This is a genomic window from Sulfurovum sp. AR, from assembly GCF_000296775.1.
GTDB classification, from domain to species: Bacteria; Campylobacterota; Campylobacteria; order Campylobacterales; family Sulfurovaceae; genus Sulfurovum; species Sulfurovum xiamenensis.
The window spans coordinates 15,355-32,779 of record NZ_AJLE01000009.1; the positions used below are offsets into that span (position 1 = coordinate 15,355).

The window sequence follows — 17,425 nt, forward strand, 5'->3', positions numbered from 1 at the left end:
TGATACTTATGAAATATTTGATAGATTGTAGCTATATATGATTAATAAAAAATAAACGTGCTTTTAAATCAAGCTTAACCTGTTATCCCTTTCTTGCTCTAAAGAGAGATCTATACTTGATATTATGCTCGCTTTTTCAATACGTCCACAATGTGATCGGCGACCCTGAATGCATTGGCATAAATGGTCCAAGTATACGCTACAGAACCCCCTGTGGGCATAAAACTGGCATCGGCTACATAAAGGTTCTTCACATCATGAGATCTGCAATATTTGTTCAGTACGGATGTCTTGGGATCATTTCCAAAACGGCACCCTCCGGCAACCAGGTTCTGCGGGGGTGTCGAAGAGATAGCAGAGTATATATTCTTGGCGCCCATCTCTTCGAGTATCTTTTCACACTTCTTTGCAATATAATTTCCCACCTTCAAATCTTGCGGATGTCCTTCCACACGCAATTTACCTACAGGCATACCAAACTTGTCTTTATGTACAGGATCTAATGAGACAAAACAGTTGTCGTTCGGAAGCCAGTCATTAAAGACTTCAAAACGTATACTTTTTTGCTCTGTAAAGCGGGAAACTACACGTTCACCCAACTCTTTACCCCACACAAGCTTACCGTTCTTATAGTTATCTTTCCGAGCACGGCTGATGATGTTTTGATGTTCAAACATAAATTCAACAGACCCTCCTTTAAATTTACCGTCCCACCAATGGTCTATAAAATACCAATCCAGAATAGAACGATTGACAAAAAGCCCTGTTGTCATCAACTCTTCAAATTTTATCTCTTTCAAAGAATCCTTATGGAGTTCTCCCTGACCGGAACCTCCCCCAGAGAAAATGAGATTCTTTCCTACTTCTCCACTACTGTTTCCCAATCCCTTAGGATGATGTGCATTGGCTGAATTGAGCAAAAGTCTTGCACTCTCATGTGCCTGTGCCGCAACAACAAAGATCTTTCCTTGAATCTTTTTCTCTTTACCTGTAACCGTGTCAACGACTACCGCATGATCTACCTCATCTTTTTTAGCTGTATGCAGATACTTCACATAAGTGTTACTTAGCAAGGTCAAATTACCCGTAGCTAAAGCGGGTTTTAAAAGTGCCTCTCTTGAACTTCCCTTAGCACCGGAGCTACACCCATAGCTTCCGCAGCGGTTTGAGTAATAACAGGCATCACGTCCGGGTTTATCTTTTGAAAGTACCGCTCTTGGTGTGACAAGCGGTGTAATGTCAAGTGCTTGACAACTTTTGTCAAAGAGTTTTACGACTGCATTTTCTTTGGTCGGAGGCTGTGTAAAATCTGCCGTACTCCGGGGTGGCTCAAAAGGATGTTTCTCGACTTTACCGGAAATGCCTACCAACTCTTCTGTGAGCGTATAATAGGGTTCCAACTCTTCATAAGAGATGGGCCAATCCACCACATTGGCCCCTTCTATCTCTCCATATTTACTCTTCAGTCTAAAATCATCAGGATGCATACGGTGCAGCATACCGGACATCAGATTGGAAGATCCTCCCACAATGTTCCCGTTCCAAAAACTCCAACCCGATTCATACGTAGGTGTCCTTACCCATTCACCATCTACTTTTTCTTCTATGGTATGATACTCATCAAACAGATTGGGCGTGACCAGATCTCTTCTACAGTAAGCCAACTCATCTTTAGAGAATTCTTCACGTTTGATGAGCCGGCCTTTCTCCAGCACGGCTACTTTGTATCCTGCTTGACATAAAGTATAGGCTACAGCACCCCCACTGGCTCCTGAGCCTACGATGACAACATCATACACACTCATAGCGCTATATACCTTGATGTAGGTCTAGGGAGACCACTATACGAGGATATCGCTTCCCACCCTGCTTCTTTAATGTTCGAGCCATAGATAGGATCACTAAAGAGTCCCTCCATGGTCAGTGTCATGATATGGGACAGCCAATTGTGGCCATAGCGCGTCTCCTCATAGGCACGCAGGGCCCTTTCTTTCTCCTGAGCTGGCATAGACAGGAAGCTTCCTTTTTCGCGCTTCTCCAGTTCTTTTGCTCCCTCAATGACAAATGCTTTGATATCTCTATCAAAACTCTCATGCATCATGGTTTCAAACAAGAATTGTATGGTATTCATAGATTTTGCCGAGGGGAGCTTGCTTCCTTCAGGGAATAGATGATCCTGTACTGCCAAGAGAGTCGGTGCTACCTTTTTAAATGTTTTTTCAAACTCACTGACCTCTTTTGCCTGTATATAGGGAGAGAGTCCCAGGACGGAGCCAAATATGAGAAATTTTCTTCTTTTCATTACGCTGTCTTTACATTGATTTTTTTATTATAGCCACCCATGTGTGCACTTTAGGTGCAATCACTACACGAACATTGCACGAGTGGTATATTATACTGCAACTGTCAAAAAAATATAAGGAGACAGATATGCAAAAATTTATTATGAGTGCATTCATAGGTTTGGCAATGCTTACTTTTACCGGCTGTACAAAGAACAGCAATACAGAAGTGGATACCAAATGCTCAGCAAGCAGCAAATGTGGTGGAACAACAAAATGTAATGGAGACAAAATGTGATGCCAGTAAGAAATGTGGTTAATAAAAATGACCACTCTCTGTTTGGGTTGAGTGATTCTAAGAGTTAGAGATACATTACAGAATACACTTATGTTTCACTCCATGACACCATTATTGTAAAGGATAGGACGATGATAAAATTACTCTTTGGGGCACTCATAAGCTTGTCCCTGCTCTTTTTTACAGGATGTGAAAAGAAAGAAGAGACAAACACTGCATCTATGACAAAGTGTGAAGCCGGGAAATGTGATAGTGCTATGCAAAAATCGGAAGTACCTGCACAAAAGTGTAATGCAGATACGAAAGATGGTGACCACTAATCTCTTCTTCCTGTTCTCTGGAAAAGAGGACAGGCTTCTTTTTCTTTAACATAATAATACACACACCTTACACATCTTTCATACTATACTTGTAACTGTAACAACAAACATATTGTATATAAAGGAGTTACACATGCTAAAAGGTATCTATCCTCTCACCAGAAATATATTAAGTAAGGGAAAAGACATTGCCTTACTTTTGGCCAGACTTACTATAGCCTATGGTTTTTACAATCCAGCGATGCAAAAGTGGTCAGACATGTCTAGTGTTGCCAGTTGGTTTGGTACCCTAGGTATACCCTTCCCTACGTTGAATGCCTATGTGGCGGCTAGTACAGAACTGTTGGGTGTTGTGTTATTAACATTGGGGCTTTTTACAAGACTTATCTCACTTCCTCTTATTGTAGTGATGGTTGTTGCCATTCTTACTGTACATTTAGGCCATGGCTTTTCTGCAGGAGACAATGGATTTGAAATTCCTTTATATTACATGCTGTTTTTGGCCATATTCGCTTCATTTGGAGCCGGAAAATTTAGCTTAGACCATCTTCTGTTTGGTGAAGAGCAATAACACAAAGGAAAAACGATGAAAAAATTACTGATACTACTTGGAGCAATGGCACTCACACTTACACTGGCAACTGCAGAGGGGAAATGTGGTAAATGTGACAGCAGCAAAAAAACTGAAACAAAATGTGACAGTGGAAAATGTGATAGCGGCAAAAAAACTGAAACAAAATGTGACAGTGGAAAATGTGATAGCGGCAAAAAATCCGGGGACAAGTGTGACAACGATAAAAAAGCACCGGTCAAAGGTAAATGCGGCAAAGGTAAATGTGGGGAATAATCTACACATAATACCTCTTTTTCAAGTCTCCTCTACCTCAGGGTATAGGGGATTTACCTTTCTTGTATAAATCTTTGTATAATGTATCTATCAATTCAAGAAGGATACTAATGCGACATCTGCTTATCAGTCTCATACTACTACTCTTCTTTTCTGGCTGTGAAGACAAAGAACAGCAAGCTAGAGAGCAAGCCGCACATGATGCAAAAATAGCACAACAAGCTAGAGCAGAACTGCTTGCAGAACTGCAGGCAAAAAAAGACTTCTCCGATAATAATGCATCCAAACTTCATAAAATGGGTATCCATATGGAAGAGGGAACCATCACCATAGATACCAATAAGACTAAAGATTTTTTTCGGGCATTGAATCAAAAAATGGGTGAACAAATGAAAAAACTCTCTGATGATATGAAAAAAGGCATGGTTGAAACAAAAGAAGCCGGCATTGAGATCAATGAACAACACATCCATATTGACCTCAATAAAACACATGATATGCTGATAAACTGGGGCAAACAGATACAGGTTTTTGTAGAAGAGTTTGATGAAATGGCAAAAACATTAGAGACAAACAATACCAATACGACAATGAAAGGAATATAATGCAACCGATAGATATGAACTCAGATGAATTTCAAGCTGAATTGGAGAAGACATGGACCTTTGTAGAGAAGGTAAACAACCAGTTCGGTTTTGTTCAAAACCCCAATGAAGAGGTCAACGAAGGTGTGGCAATGGGGCTTGCACGCAATAAACTCATCTATGGTAAGCGGTTTTGTCCTTGCTTTATGGTGATAGGAGAGACCAAAGAGGAACAAAAATCAGCAGACAACCGTATCTGCCCATGTACTCCTGCTCTGGAAAAAGAGATCCCTGAAGATGGTACCTGTCACTGTGGGATATTCTGTACCCCGGAATACGCTCAAGCACAAGCACAACACGATGCCATAGAAGAGGTCGTACATCAACACTCAGGTGGCTTAACAAAAGAGCAAGCAGAAACGCTTCTGAAAGAAGAACAACTTGACGGAGATGAACTTGAAGCACTTATAGAAGCAAAAAAACTGGGTATGATCGATTTTACCCTTGTGGATACAAGAGAATACATGGAGTACCAAATGGAACATATCGTAGGAACGGACAAACTTGTACCCACCTCACAATTCTATGCCAAAGTAGAAGAAGAACTCGCAGGCCTCAAAAAAGAACCTATCATCGTTTACTGCCACTCAGGAAGCAGAAGCTATCAGGTACAACACGCTATGAAAGGCCTGGGTTTCGAACATGTATGTAATCTACGTCCAGGGATCATCGGATTCTCAGGAAAAACACAAAGAGGTTAGCCCAAAACCTTTTCCAGAGGAATTATTTCCTCCCTCTTCTGAAAAGAGGAAGCCCTTACCCCTCAAAAAAACCATACCATAACACTATCATTTAGCCAACGACAATCCTTTGCATTTTTTTTTGGTTCGTTTTTCTATTTGTTGCATCAACAAATAAAACAAGGAATATAAAGAAATACAAAATGATGATAATTTAGGGAAATATTAAAAAAGGGGATGAGGGGCCAAAGCCCCTCAAGAAATAGTCAAGTAAGACTTATTTAGCAAGCGCAGCTTTAGAAGCTTCCGCTACTTTTGTAAAACTTTCAGGAGCATTCATTGCCATATCAGCAAGAATTTTTCTGTCAAGTTCGATATTTGCAAGTTTAAGACCATGCATGAATGTTGAATAGTTCATTCCATTTAATCTTGTAGCTGCATTGATACGAACGATCCAGAGTCTTCTGAAATCTCTCTTTTTTTGTCTTCTATCTCTGTAAGCATATACTAATGAACGCTCGAGTTGTTCTTTTGCTTTTCTGAAGTGTTTTCTTCTACCGCTGTAGAACCCTCTAGCTTGTTTTAATAGTCTTTTATGACGTCTGTGTCTTACAACACCAGTTTTTACTCTCATGGTTTTTCCTTTACCTTAGACTTGTACTGTAACTTTTTAAAAGCCAGTTTTAGTAGGTGTCAAACATTCTCTCTGTTTGAACTTGCCCCTAATCGGGGGAATGTCTCTGTCAAAGAATGATTAGTTAATCATCTCTTTAATGTTTTTTGCATCAGCAGGGTCAACGTGCTTAGGACTTCTCATACTTCTGTGATGTTTACCATCAACTTTAGAAAGGATGTGACTTCTGTACGCCGTACCTCTTTTGATCTTGCCGCTTTTTTTCACTTTAAAACGCTTTACAGCGCCTTTAACACTTTTCATTTTTGGCATATGCTTACTCCCGTATGGATTTTTTCGACCAAACGTACATTTAGTAGAAAATGGGACGGTATTATACCCAAACTATCTAAAATATTTATAAATCCGTTCACTACCGATATCTCTAACCCTATTTGTGATAGAATCTATCTATTAAAAATGAGGGCAGGCGTAGTGGATAGAGTGACCGAAATACTTTCTCAAAAAAAGAAACTTTTAACAGAAGTTTATTTTGATCTGCAACTGCATTTTGAAGAAAAATACGGGAAAGATGCCCTTGTCCTAATGGAGATAGGTACTTTTTTCGAAGTCTATGAAGTCAACAATGATGAGATGAAAGTAGGTAAGGCCAAAGAGATCGCCGAACTCCTCAACATACAGCTCACACGCAAAAGCAAAGCTGTGTTGGAAAACTCAGTTTCAAACCCTCTTCTTGCGGGTGTCCCTGCTGTCTCATTGGACCGTTATCTCTCCCGACTCATCTCTACCAAAAAATATACCATCATCGTCGTCAAACAAAAAGGCGAGATGCCCCATATCAAACGCTATGTCTCCAACATCATCTCTCCGGGTACAAACTTTGAGTACCTGAGTGAACCCTCTGAGAACAACATCGTCTCTCTACTCATCGTTGAAAACAGCGGTATCTTCTCTGTAGGCTATGCTGCTATAGATGTGAGTACGGGTAAAACCATCTGTAACGAGATACACTCCACCCGAGATGACAAAACCTATGCTTTGGATGAAGCGTTCAACCTTTTGCAAACCTATACAACTTCAGAGGTGATCATTACACTGGACAGCAAAGAGATAGACAAAGAGTGGATCATTCACTATTTGGAGCTCGAGTCTCTGCACTACTCTCTCAATACAAAACGTTTTAAAATACAATTTCAAAATGAACTCTTTACCCGAGTCTTCAACATCAACTCTTTCCTTTCGAGCATTGAATATCTGGACCTTGAAAGGCACCCATATACCACGGAGTCTTTGGCAGTACTGATCGACTTTATCATCGAACATGATGAGAGTATCATAGAGAAGATGAATAAGCCCCAGTTCCTGGGGAATAATCGTTATATGTATATAGGCAACAATGCCATGGAACAGCTTTCAGTGATCTCTCGTGATCCTTCTGACATCACGTTGCTTGACCTGATCGACAAAACGTCCACCGCTTTTGGTAAACGACTTCTCAAAGAGCGATTGCTCAACCCTATCTGCGATAAAGAATTACTTGAAAAACGCTATGATCTTACAGAACTGCTACTGCCGAGCATCAATCGTTTTGAGACACACTTAAAGCAGATCTATGACCTTGAGCGTATTACACGGCGAATTAAACTGCGTAAATTGCATCCCGTAGAACTCACCTACATTGCTATGTCCTTGGACGCCATCCTGAAACTGCTTGATGATGCTCAAAACAATGGGCTTGAGATAGAGGGTAACCTCTATGATGAGACACAAGAGATGAGGAAAGTATTAAATGACACGTTTGAACTGGATATATGTGCACGCTTCCGTATAGAACAGATCAATGACAACCTGTTTAAAGATGGTGTGTATCCTGCGATTGACAGCATTGTCAAAAGTCAACAAAAAGAAGTCAACAAAATGGAAGATGTAGCCGCACATGTTGAATCACTCTTTGACCAAGACAAACTATTCTCAGGTACTGCCAAATATACAACGGTCAATTATCTTGAAAGCGAAGGGTATTTTCTCAACCTTACAAAAAACCGTTTTACCCTGATAGAAAAGTCTCTCAAAGAGTCCTTCGTGACCATTGACAACGAGCATCACTTTTTTAAAGACTTTCACTATAAATATTTAAAAAATGCCGTCAAAGTACAAGCACCGCTTTTTGAAGAGATCACAAGAAACTATGAAGCCTCTCAGGTCAAACTTGTGTCCCTTGTCAAACAGCGCTATATAGAGAGTCTTGATCTACTTGAAGACAGGTTCTCTTTACTGCTTGACAAGCTGATAGTCTTCATCGCTGACATCGATGTTGCGATCTCCAATGCAAAATGCAGCAAAACGATGAATCTCTCCCGTCCGATCATAGAAGAGGGTAATTTCTATGAGGCCACAGCACTGCGCCATCCTATTATCGAGTCCAATGATGAAAGAGGGATCTATGTGCCCAATGATGTGTTTTTAGGCCAAAACAATGGTACCATACACAATCACATTACCCTCAATGCCAGTAACGGAGAGGATGTACTAGGCACGCTTCTGTATGGTATTAACTCTTCAGGAAAATCCTCATTGATGAAAAGTATAGGGATCTCAGTGGTACTGGCACAGGCCGGTTTTTTTGTACCTGCGGTGGAACTTCGTTTTGGTCTCTATGACAAACTCTTTACACGCATCGTTTCACAAGACAATCTTTACAAAGGGTTGTCAACCTTTGCCGTGGAGATGATGGAGCTCAAAAACATCTTTAACCGTGCGAATGAGCGCTCTTTGATCTTGGGGGATGAGATAAGCCAAGGGACGGAAACAGAATCTGCGCTTGCGATCGTTTCAAGTGCTATACTCAAACTTATTTCATTGAGATCGACCTTTATCTTTGCTACACACTTGCATCAGTTAGGAAATATACCTCAGCTTCAAAATATGAAACAGCTTATCTTCCTGCATTTGGGGATCAAGTATGATGAGAGTAATGATACCCTTATCTATAACCGTGTACTGCAGTTAGGTATGGGAGATAGTCTTTACGGACTGGAATTTGCCAAATCGCTCCATATGGACAGTGAATTTCTCAACATGGCACAGACCATACGAGAAAATCTGAACAATAGCGGAAGCGACATTAAAAAACTGCGTAAACAAAAAAGCAGTAAATACAATAAAGACCTTTACCTCAGTAAGTGTGCCTTATGTGAAGAGAGTGTAGAAGATGTCCATCATATCGCTGAACAGAAGCATGCAAATGAAGAAGGACAGATAGACCACTTCCATAAAAACCACAAATACAATCTCATCCCTCTATGTAAAAATCATCATAATCTGGTACATGAAGGGAAGATCAATATCTCTGGATTTGTCATGACAAGTGAAGGGTTAAAACTGCATTATGAAATCAAGAGCTAAAGCTCAGTGCATGTGAGGAATTAAATTCCGAATCGTACAAAGATTAACGCAAACCAAAATAGGTTTAGCGTATTTTAGGTTTTGAGAGATTGTAATAAATCTATTGTTACTTTTTAAGTGGGGTTACATACATATTGATGTAACGTCCCTCTTGTGTAGGTTTACTCTCCAGGTTTCCGATATCTTCAAGCATAGGCCAGACACGGTTCAGTACCTCTACGCCCCATTCAGGGTTTGCCATCTCACGTCCTCTAAGGAACACACGAAGTTTTACATGCTTTCCTTTTTCCAGGAACTCTCTGGCATGTTTCACTTTATAGGCGATGTCATTTTCAGCGATTTTACAAGAGAACTTGACCTCTTTGACATCTATCGTCTTTTGCTTCTTTTTTGCTTCTTTTTTCTTTTTCTCAAGTTCGTATTTATGTTTGCCGTAATCCATAATTTTAGCAACAGGAGGTTTAGCATCAGGAGACATAAGAACAAGATCTAAACCTTTCTCTTCTGCTATTTGCAGTGCTTCAGACTTAGAAATGATACCAAGTTGTTCGCCATCATCACTTAGTACTCTAAGTTCATTGACCCTAATAGCATCATTCATGATGACATCATCAGCTTTTTTTCTACCTCTGTTTCTATCGTGTTGTTTACTCAAATTTTACCTTCTTGAAGTTGTTGTGTTAATTTTACCATAAATTCTTCTTGCGTAAGATTATACTGTTCTTTGGCTCTTCTGTCACGAATTGCGACCGTTTTATTTGCCACTTCTTCATCACCAATGATCACTACGTACGGCACACGCTGCTTTTCTGCGTTACGTACACGTTTGTTAAGAGAATCATTTTTGTCATAGACTTCAGCATCCATTCCCTCTTGCACCAATCTTTTCTTAAGTGCATAGGCATAATCTGCATGTGTATCAGCGATAGGAACAAAAATGACCTGTACCGGAGCCAGGAAGAAAGGGAACTCCCCGGCATAGTGCTCCGTAAGGATACCAATGAAACGTTCAAATGATCCCAAGATCGCTCTGTGTATCATCACCGGTTTCTTACGTGTGTTGTCATCTCCAACGTACTCAACCTCAAAACGTTCAGGGAGATTGAAATCTACCTGTATCGTACCACACTGCCATTTACGTCCAATCGCATCCGTGATCTTAATGTCTATCTTAGGGCCATAAAATGCACCCCCACCTTCATCGATGGTAAATGGTAGATTATTGCCATTCAGTGCATCTTTGAGACCCTGTGTTGCCAATTCCCATACATCATCATCACCGATCGCTTTTTCCGGCTTGGTTGCGACTTCCATCGTATACTCAAATCCAAAGAGTTTCATCACTGAATCCACAAACTCTACGACGTCAAGGACCTCAGCAGCGATCTGGTTTGGTTCACAGAAGATATGTGCATCATCCTGCGTAAATTCACGTACACGTAGAAGCCCGTGTAGAACACCCGACTTTTCATGACGATGCACCACACCATACTCATAATAACGTAACGGAAGATCACGATAACTTTTTGGTGTCTGTTTAAAGACTTGGATATGCCCTAAACAGTTCATCGGCTTGATCCCATACTCCTGTTCATCGATCGTCGTAAGGTACATATTTTCACCGTAACATGCATAATGCCCGGAAATTCTCCACATATCCGCCTTAAGGATCTCTGGTCCTCTTACAGGTTCATAACCGCGTGTAAGGTGTGCTTTGTGCAGGATACTCTCTAACTTATAACGGAGTTTTGCACCTTTTGGCATCCAGAACGGAAGCCCTTGACCTGCGGCGTCATTGAACATAAAGAGTTCCATCTCATGACCTATCTTTCTATGGTCACGCTTTTTAGCCTCTTCAAGCATCTCCAGGTGTGCTTTCAGTGTCTCTTTGTCTGCAAAAGCCACACCGTAGATACGTGTCAGCATCTCTGCATTTTCATCACCGCCAAGGTATGCCCCTGCCACACGTGTCAGTTTGAAGTTATGCAAGAAACGGAGTGCCGGTACGTGAGGTCCACGACAGAGGTCTTCAAAATCACCCTGCTTATAGATAGAGAGCGTATCATCTTCGATACGAGACATGACCTTTTGTTTCAGATCATCATCAGCAAACTTTTCCATCGCTTCGGCTTTGCTCATTTCGTACTTTTCGATCTTGTACTTCTTCTTGATGAGCTCTTTCATCTTCTTTTCGATCGCTTTAAGATCATTCTCACCTATCTGCTGATCGACTCTGAAGTCATAGTAGAAACCTTCATCTACCACAGGACCGACAAAGAACTGTGAGTTAGGATAAAGTTCTGTGATAGCCTGGGCCATAAGGTGCGCTGTAGAGTGACGTACTATCTCTAAAGAAGCTTCGGAATTGTCATACTCTATAGGTGTTGCTGTACAGTTTTCTCCTGCACTCTGTGTATCAATAATATTGCCTTGGTCATCTATATAACCGATAAGATTTTCACTCAAATTAACCCTTTGTGTTATCGCCGCTTACTATGCAGCGTTAAAAATGTGGCTATTATAGCCAAAAGTTGGATAGAAAGAAATTAATGGAAGAAAGAGGCGGATTTTTCGCACAGGCACATCCTTAATCATTCAATATTTTTATCAGCCCCATTGGTGCATAGGCAGCCATAGGACCGCCTGCTACCCATTTTTTCATTGCAAGTTTTCCCCGTAACGCATAATTACTGCCATCATCTGTGTCTCTTATGTCATCACAGTATTTCAATAATTCTTGGGCTTGCTCCATGTCATTTTCTGTAAAGTTTTTTAATAGATAGTGTGTACGTATTTTGAGTATATCTTTTTCGTTGAGTTGATAAGTTTGTGCGATATAATCCATCACTCCCATAAAGTAGCCAAAGATCATTGCATGTTTATTCTTGTCATCAAGCAAAAAGGGATTATTCATCTTGGGCATAGCAAGAGAGGCCTCAGTAAAGGCACTTAACTCTTCATATATTTTTTCATAAGGTACTGTATCTTTCGTTTTGAGAAAGTCAAATAGTCCCAAAATAACCCCTGTAAATCAATTTGATATAGAAACTATAGCATAAAAACGTCACATTATATCAAATAATATTGTGTAATACAAAATAAATATCAAGATGTGAAGTTAAGAAAAGTTTTGGAGGATAATCAATGGTATAAAAAAAGTAAGTGGTGATCACGATTGGACTTGAACCAACGACTTCTTCCATGTCAAAAAAGCGACCATTTTCCTACATGCCCTATTTTTCGGGCCTTACTGGGGTCAACTAATAAAACTTTCCACCGCATTTGGGGGTAAAAAGGGGAAAGTAGGGGGGAAAGTTTTATAGAACAAAATCTATACAATCTTTCAATTTATAATCCCAATGGCTTTTAAATCTTTTTGGATACTCCATGCTACTTCCTCTACTGAATTATTGTATTGTTTATACACAAAACCACTCAAATCACTTGGCAACATTACACCACCAGTATAAAGACAACACACTCTATTTCTTCCTAAACTTCCTATAAAATAACCAAATTCGAATATTACATTTGGTCTTGCTCTTTTTTCTTTTTTCCTATCTTGATCAGCTAGGGATTCTTCACTTTCTAAATAAGCGATCTCATCGGGTGTGAGTAAAATAAACGCATAACCAACATCTTTTCCATGTTTTTCAAATTTCTCTATTACTGTTTGGCCTTCATCAGCTTGACGATGCAATACAATAGTTTCTAAGCCCATATCCTGAAGTAAAATCTCAAGATTTGTTTTTGCTAACTCATCTCTGCCATGAACAATAAAAACTTTATTGCTTGGTGAATTTTTATTATCAGTTTGAGCATTATTAGATGATGAATCCAAAGAAATCAATTCAAGCCTTTCAATTATAGATTCTATTCTATGGATTTTTTCTTTTACATCATCTAGAAAATTACTTATTATTACACGAAACGGTGGATTAATGGGAAAAGAAGCACTTCTAAATCTTGAATACTTTTTAGCTTCTTCTTCAGTAGAAAAAATTCTTCTTAAATACTCATTGTTATATTCATCCCATTTTTTATACTCTCTTCTTACTTCAGAAAGTTGTAATTGATTTGTTATTGGTAATTTTAAAAGTTCTTGCCCTTTTTCAATTCTCTTTTGTAATTTTTGTTCTGCTTCTTGTTTAGAAACTTTTAGTTCTGGAAGAACTTTTTCATCTATATGACTTACTTTCCCCATCTTTCCTACCTTTTATGCTTTAATAAATTATATCACCTGTTTCTTTTTATTTACATAGTCTATTTTATATGATATTTTAGTATCGTTTGTGGTTACATTTTTTGTTCGATGCTTAGATTCTGATCTAAAAAGATGATTTTAGGGGGAAAGTTTTGGGGGAAAGTCATTATTTTAAAAACGATTTTAAAAATTGTGTAATCTCTTCAAAGTATGGACACAGGGGAGGTTTCGAGTGGTGATCACGATTGGACTTGAACCAACGACTTCTTCCATGTCAAGGAAGTACTCTACCAACTGAGTTACGCGATCATTGAACAAAACAGAGATGTTTTGCAGGTTGAAAGTATAGCCAACAGATACTTAAAAATGAGGCGACTTAGTCTTCACAGACCCAGGCGCTCTCCGAACAGAGTCTATCCAGATATTCACTGGCTTCGCTTTTCCCTGCGATCAACGCTTTTTTAAAGTTGTCATAGGCTTTCATTTTATCGTGCGTGATACCCTCTCCCCATGCATAGAGTACAGCTACATTGACCTGTGCAGCATTGTCACCCATACTCGCTGCTTTTTGAAACAGTTCAAACGCCTTTTGCTGATCCTGCTTCACACCTTTGCCTTCCATATACAAGGCAGCGAGATTGTTATAGGCCTGCACAATACCTGATTCTACGGCTTTCTCATACCAGTATCGTGCTTTTTCATACCCATGGGCATCTGTCTCTCCGGCACTGTGATAGAGTTGTGCCAAATTGTACTGCGCAGGTCCATTGCCCTGTTTTGCCGCTTTTTCATACCATTTTTTCGCTTTGTCAAGGTCTTTCTGGACACCTTTTCCATTCGCATAGATAAGCCCGACATTGTATTGTGCCTTTGCATCATCTTTTTTGGCTAATTCATAAAAGGTATTCAGAGCTTTGATGTAACCGCCATTGTTATAGTCCTCTACCGCCTGATTGAAATCATTGGCCAAAAGAGTGACTGTAGCGATGATAAACATAGATAAAAATTTCATAACTTCCTCTTTAAACTAACAGATTGATTATATCAGGGTCTCAGCAACAAACGTCTTAGTTACCTTGCCGCCAAATCTATACACACCCTCTTCATAACTTACATAGAGTTCCTCTCCGCTTGTAGGATACACCTTCATCTTATCAGAAACTTTACCCTCTTTATGACAACGTATAAAACATGCGACCATCCCAGTTCCACAGGCCAAGGTTTCATCTTCCACACCACGCTCATAAGTACGGACATATAGGGCATCATCTTTCACTGTACAGATATCTATATTTGCATTATATTTATGACGTAAAACACGTGCCTCTTCGATATTGAACTCATCTATAGTGTCTCTTACGGCTACAAGATGAGGCACCCCCGAATTGATCAGCCACCAATTTTCACCATACTCTTCTATCTCTTGACTGATGATATCAGGCGGGACCATGTCACTCACCACATAGAGTCCATTAATGGTGGCACGTATCACACCTGCACCGGTGAGAAACTCAGCCTTATTATCTTTGGCAATACCTTTTTCCAGTGCAAAGTGAGCTACCGCCCTGCTCGCATTACCGCACATATCTGCCACACTTCCATCTGCATTGTAAAATTCCCATTCAAAGTCATACTCAGGATGTGGCAATACCACTACAAGACCATCTGCCCCTACACCATTTTGCCTATGGCAGAGTTTTTTGGCAAGTTCTGACCTATCGGCCTTTTTTTGTGCCACGAACATTACAAAATCGTTACCGCTGGCTGAATATTTAGTCACTGTCATTCAATATCTCCTCTTTTACCCGTTCACATTCTTTTTCTAATTGTGTAAGTGTACCACTATTATCTATAACATAGGTAGCACGTTTACGTTTTTCTTCTACAGGTATTTGTGCCTTTATACGATTGAGTGCTTCTTCTTTCGTATACCCTTCCCTCTGCATAAGGCGTTCAAGCTGTTGTTCTTCTGTCGTATAGACCACTAACGATTTTTTTATAGGGTATCGTTCATTTTCAAAAAAGAGGGGAATATCTATAAAGTAAGGCTTCCCTAGCTTGTCCTGTTCGATAGAAAGACGCTCGATCTCATCATAGATCAGCGGATGGAGCAAAGCTTCAAGTACTTGACGTTGAGTGTTATCGGAAAAGACAATGGCTCCCAACGCCTTTCTGTCTACCTTCCCCTCATGTACCAACGCTTCACCAAACCTCTCCGCTATCGCTTCATGCTGTTCATCCAGTATCTTATGGGCGATCTTGTCGGCATCTATGATATGAAACCCGGAAGCTTCAAGAAGTTTTACGGTAGAACTTTTTCCCGTAGCGATACTCCCTGTAAGGGCGATAGCATACTTAAAAGCCATTACCATTTTCTATAAGACTGAAGTTGCATTTTGTCATAACCGTAGATATCATCTCTAAACTGCAGCACGCCATCATAATCTACATAGGCAGTCAGATACACCACATCCACAGGAACCCTCTGCGTTAAAGCCAAAAACTCTTTTCTTTTGCCCTTGAGTCTCTCCTGTGCCTTCTCAAAATCTATCGTGTCATTAAACGTAGAGAATGTCTCCAAAAGTTCTATGGGTTTAGAAAGACGGATGCAGCCGTGACTGAATGCTCTGACATTGCGATTAAAAAGGTTTTTTGTCGGGGTATCATGCATATAGACAGAGAACTGGTTTGGAAAAAGAAATTTCACTTTTCCCAGAGCATTATGATATCCCGGTGTCTGCGCAAAGCGATAGGGAACGTTTTTGCTGTAACGGTATTGCCCCCAGTTTACAGAGCTTGCATCCACTTTTTGCGCATCTTCTCCCCAGCCTGTATAGATCTCTATCTTCTCTTTTTTCATGGCATTGGGATCTCTAAATATCTTAGGGATCATCTCTTTTTGGATAATGCTCTTAGGTACGTTCCAATGCGGGTTAAGCACAATGGTCCGTACCGTATTGGAGAAGACCGGTGTAGGATTTTTTCTTGTTCCTGTGATCACTTTCATCTGCAGACGTAAAGCCTTATCTTCTTCAAAGAAGAGTGTAAATGCAGGGATATTGATAATAATGTGCCGTTTTGCATTGCGTTCATGAAGCCATTTGATACGGTCAAGGTTTAAACGTATCTGTTCAACACGCTTTTCGATCGGCACATTCAGTGCTGCCATGGTCTTAGCACCAATGATGCCTTCAGCTTCCAGACCATGACGCTTTTGAAAATGCACAACAGCCTCTTTTAAACAGCTATCATACAGATCCCCCTCCTTACTGTTACAGCTGCCATAATCTCCTGTGATACGTACTCTTTTTCTTAAAAGGGGAACAATCTCATGGGATTCACCCGGCTTAAGCACACCTTTGAACGCTATGATAGGCCATCCCCCATTTTTTTGTATCTCCAGGTACTTGATGAGTGATGCCTGAAGCGCTTTATAGTGGTACTCTTTGGGTACTGCCTGGGCAAACAACTCCGATAAACTACCGCTCATTGCTGCCGTTTCAAGCAGAGAAAGTGGACTAAACCCGGGTCTGTAGGTCACCCATCCTGCATGGATTCCCTCTGCTTTCAGATTGTAAAGCCTATCTTGAAATGCACCCCAGTTGATACTGCCATATAGCGTATAATCAGCATACCCTTTATAGAGTTGTGACATTTTAAATTCGAGGTCTACTTTTTGAGACAATGTCCCATTCAAGCCATAAATATCTTGGGCTTCTCTCTCCAGATCAACGGTATCCCGATAGAGTCTGGAGGTTATATCGAGGGTTTTATCTTGCTTTATTTGCCTAAAAAGTTCCTGACTGAAGGTAGAGAGAGAATTCTCATCTATCCAGACAGGTACAAAGAAAAGCCGTGTATAGAGCTGTTTTAAAAAACTATTTGAAGGTTCTGTCTCCAGTGAATTGATCATGACTGTTGATGCCGCTTCATGAAATTCCAAATGGGTATTTGCACTCGCACCCTGGGTAAACATTAAAACAGCCATAAGTCCAAAGCGTATAGATAGATCTCTTATTCTCTGTTTAATTTTTTTCATTGACCTTCCCATTCTATCTTGATCAGATATGAGTATATCAAAAAATTATACCAAAATAGTTTTCATCCCAAA

At 40.1% G+C, this 17,425-nt stretch carries 19 protein-coding genes and 1 tRNA gene; 7 read left to right on the plus strand and 13 right to left on the minus strand.

The genetic code is table 11. From position 1 onward, the window contains the following. Window positions 1–122 precede the first annotated feature (122 nt). A complete protein-coding gene (locus SULAR_RS08185; RefSeq protein WP_008244919.1) occupies window positions 123–1,805 on the minus strand; it encodes a GMC family oxidoreductase in 1,683 nt (560 codons plus the stop codon). Beyond that, window positions 1,802–2,302, minus strand: a complete 501-nt coding sequence (locus SULAR_RS08190; protein WP_008244920.1) for a gluconate 2-dehydrogenase subunit 3 family protein — start codon at window positions 2,300–2,302, stop codon at window positions 1,802–1,804. Before SULAR_RS08190 ends, SULAR_RS08185 begins: the two co-directional genes overlap by 4 nt. Before the next feature lie 128 nt (window positions 2,303–2,430). On the opposite strand from SULAR_RS08190, the gene SULAR_RS11175 reads away from it, so the two are divergent. The 6 genes from SULAR_RS11175 (at window position 2,431) to SULAR_RS08215 (ending at window position 5,092) form a co-directional block, all read left to right on the plus strand. Continuing rightward, on the plus strand, window positions 2,431–2,580 hold the full coding sequence (locus tag SULAR_RS11175; RefSeq protein WP_155993849.1) for a hypothetical protein: 150 nt from the start codon (window positions 2,431–2,433) through the stop codon (window positions 2,578–2,580). A 131-nt stretch (window positions 2,581–2,711) separates the two neighbouring features. Beyond that, a complete protein-coding gene (locus SULAR_RS08195; RefSeq protein ID WP_008244921.1) occupies window positions 2,712–2,900 on the plus strand; it encodes a hypothetical protein in 189 nt (62 codons plus the stop codon). Between the two features lie 133 nt (window positions 2,901–3,033). Further along, window positions 3,034–3,471, plus strand: a complete 438-nt coding sequence (locus tag SULAR_RS08200; RefSeq protein ID WP_008244923.1) for a DoxX family protein — start codon at window positions 3,034–3,036, stop codon at window positions 3,469–3,471. A gap of 15 nt (window positions 3,472–3,486) precedes the next feature. Continuing rightward, entirely contained in the window at window positions 3,487–3,747 is a 261-nt protein-coding gene (locus tag SULAR_RS08205; protein WP_008244933.1) for a hypothetical protein, read from the plus strand. Window positions 3,748–3,857: 110 nt separating this feature from the next. Beyond that, on the plus strand, window positions 3,858–4,352 hold the full coding sequence (locus tag SULAR_RS08210) for a hypothetical protein (RefSeq protein WP_008244936.1): 495 nt from the start codon (window positions 3,858–3,860) through the stop codon (window positions 4,350–4,352). After that, on the plus strand, window positions 4,352–5,092 hold the full coding sequence (locus SULAR_RS08215; protein WP_008244938.1) for a ferredoxin-thioredoxin reductase catalytic domain-containing protein: 741 nt from the start codon (window positions 4,352–4,354) through the stop codon (window positions 5,090–5,092). The genes SULAR_RS08210 and SULAR_RS08215 overlap by 1 nt, the downstream gene beginning before the upstream one ends. 256 nt (window positions 5,093–5,348) lie before the next feature. Here SULAR_RS08215 and rplT read toward each other — a convergent pair whose 3' ends face one another. Both rplT and rpmI read right to left on the minus strand, forming a co-directional pair. After that, window positions 5,349–5,705, minus strand: a complete 357-nt coding sequence (rplT, locus tag SULAR_RS08220) for a 50S ribosomal protein L20 (protein WP_008244940.1) — start codon at window positions 5,703–5,705, stop codon at window positions 5,349–5,351. A gap of 120 nt (window positions 5,706–5,825) precedes the next feature. Continuing rightward, the gene (gene rpmI, locus SULAR_RS08225; protein WP_008244941.1) at window positions 5,826–6,017 is read right to left on the minus strand and encodes a 50S ribosomal protein L35; all 192 of its coding nucleotides are present in this window, start codon (window positions 6,015–6,017) and stop codon (window positions 5,826–5,828) included. Between the two features lie 162 nt (window positions 6,018–6,179). Between rpmI and SULAR_RS08230 the strand changes: the two genes are divergently transcribed. Further along, window positions 6,180–9,110 (plus strand): DNA mismatch repair protein, encoded by a 2,931-nt coding sequence (locus SULAR_RS08230; RefSeq protein ID WP_008244942.1) that lies wholly within the window; start codon window positions 6,180–6,182, stop codon window positions 9,108–9,110. A 106-nt stretch (window positions 9,111–9,216) separates the two neighbouring features. Here the strand turns inward: SULAR_RS08230 and infC are convergent, their stop codons facing one another. The 9 genes from infC to SULAR_RS08280 form a co-directional block, all read right to left on the minus strand. Then, complete coding sequence (gene infC, locus SULAR_RS08235) at window positions 9,217–9,765, minus strand: translation initiation factor IF-3 (RefSeq protein WP_008244943.1); 549 nt, start codon at window positions 9,763–9,765, stop codon at window positions 9,217–9,219. Beyond that, window positions 9,762–11,576: a threonine--tRNA ligase gene (thrS, locus tag SULAR_RS08240; RefSeq protein ID WP_008244944.1), complete on the minus strand. Its 1,815-nt coding sequence runs from the start codon at window positions 11,574–11,576 to the stop codon at window positions 9,762–9,764. Before thrS ends, infC begins: the two co-directional genes overlap by 4 nt. Before the next feature lie 121 nt (window positions 11,577–11,697). Continuing rightward, entirely contained in the window at window positions 11,698–12,126 is a 429-nt protein-coding gene (locus SULAR_RS08245) for a hypothetical protein (protein WP_008244945.1), read from the minus strand. Between the two features lie 327 nt (window positions 12,127–12,453). Beyond that, window positions 12,454–13,314, minus strand: a complete 861-nt coding sequence (locus SULAR_RS08255) for a TIR domain-containing protein (RefSeq protein WP_008244947.1) — start codon at window positions 13,312–13,314, stop codon at window positions 12,454–12,456. Between the two features lie 233 nt (window positions 13,315–13,547). After that, window positions 13,548–13,623, minus strand: a tRNA-Val gene (locus tag SULAR_RS08260). A gap of 67 nt (window positions 13,624–13,690) precedes the next feature. After that, window positions 13,691–14,326 carry a tetratricopeptide repeat protein gene (locus tag SULAR_RS08265; protein ID WP_008244948.1) on the minus strand — a complete coding sequence of 212 codons (636 nt, stop codon included), beginning with the start codon at window positions 14,324–14,326 and terminating at the stop codon, window positions 13,691–13,693. A 27-nt stretch (window positions 14,327–14,353) separates the two neighbouring features. Then, on the minus strand, window positions 14,354–15,100 hold the full coding sequence (dapF, locus tag SULAR_RS08270) for a diaminopimelate epimerase (protein ID WP_008244949.1): 747 nt from the start codon (window positions 15,098–15,100) through the stop codon (window positions 14,354–14,356). Further along, the gene (gene coaE, locus SULAR_RS08275; RefSeq protein WP_008244950.1) at window positions 15,087–15,680 is read right to left on the minus strand and encodes a dephospho-CoA kinase; all 594 of its coding nucleotides are present in this window, start codon (window positions 15,678–15,680) and stop codon (window positions 15,087–15,089) included. Before coaE ends, dapF begins: the two co-directional genes overlap by 14 nt. Then, window positions 15,680–17,353 carry a murein L,D-transpeptidase gene (locus SULAR_RS08280; protein WP_008244953.1) on the minus strand — a complete coding sequence of 558 codons (1,674 nt, stop codon included), beginning with the start codon at window positions 17,351–17,353 and terminating at the stop codon, window positions 15,680–15,682. Before SULAR_RS08280 ends, coaE begins: the two co-directional genes overlap by 1 nt. Window positions 17,354–17,425: the final 72 nt, after the last annotated feature.

Excerpts from the sequence above, each read along its gene's own strand:
- SULAR_RS08185 (WP_008244919.1), bottom strand. The coding sequence starts at position 1,805 with ATGAGTGTGTATGATGTTGTCATCGTAGGCTCAGGAGCCAGTGGGGGT.
- SULAR_RS08190 (WP_008244920.1), bottom strand. The coding sequence starts at position 2,302 with ATGAAAAGAAGAAAATTTCTCATATTTGGCTCCGTCCTGGGACTCTCT.
- SULAR_RS11175 (WP_155993849.1), top strand. The coding sequence starts at position 2,431 with ATGCAAAAATTTATTATGAGTGCATTCATAGGTTTGGCAATGCTTACT.
- SULAR_RS08195 (WP_008244921.1), top strand. The coding sequence starts at position 2,712 with ATGATAAAATTACTCTTTGGGGCACTCATAAGCTTGTCCCTGCTCTTT.
- SULAR_RS08200 (WP_008244923.1), top strand. The coding sequence starts at position 3,034 with ATGCTAAAAGGTATCTATCCTCTCACCAGAAATATATTAAGTAAGGGA.
- SULAR_RS08205 (WP_008244933.1), top strand. The coding sequence starts at position 3,487 with ATGAAAAAATTACTGATACTACTTGGAGCAATGGCACTCACACTTACA.
- SULAR_RS08210 (WP_008244936.1), top strand. The coding sequence starts at position 3,858 with ATGCGACATCTGCTTATCAGTCTCATACTACTACTCTTCTTTTCTGGC.
- SULAR_RS08215 (WP_008244938.1), top strand. The coding sequence starts at position 4,352 with ATGCAACCGATAGATATGAACTCAGATGAATTTCAAGCTGAATTGGAG.
- rplT (WP_008244940.1), bottom strand. The coding sequence starts at position 5,705 with ATGAGAGTAAAAACTGGTGTTGTAAGACACAGACGTCATAAAAGACTA.
- rpmI (WP_008244941.1), bottom strand. The coding sequence starts at position 6,017 with ATGCCAAAAATGAAAAGTGTTAAAGGCGCTGTAAAGCGTTTTAAAGTG.
- SULAR_RS08255 (WP_008244947.1), bottom strand. The coding sequence starts at position 13,314 with ATGGGGAAAGTAAGTCATATAGATGAAAAAGTTCTTCCAGAACTAAAA.
- SULAR_RS08265 (WP_008244948.1), bottom strand. The coding sequence starts at position 14,326 with ATGAAATTTTTATCTATGTTTATCATCGCTACAGTCACTCTTTTGGCC.
- dapF (WP_008244949.1), bottom strand. The coding sequence starts at position 15,100 with ATGACAGTGACTAAATATTCAGCCAGCGGTAACGATTTTGTAATGTTC.
- coaE (WP_008244950.1), bottom strand. The coding sequence starts at position 15,680 with ATGGCTTTTAAGTATGCTATCGCCCTTACAGGGAGTATCGCTACGGGA.
- SULAR_RS08280 (WP_008244953.1), bottom strand. The coding sequence starts at position 17,353 with ATGAAAAAAATTAAACAGAGAATAAGAGATCTATCTATACGCTTTGGA.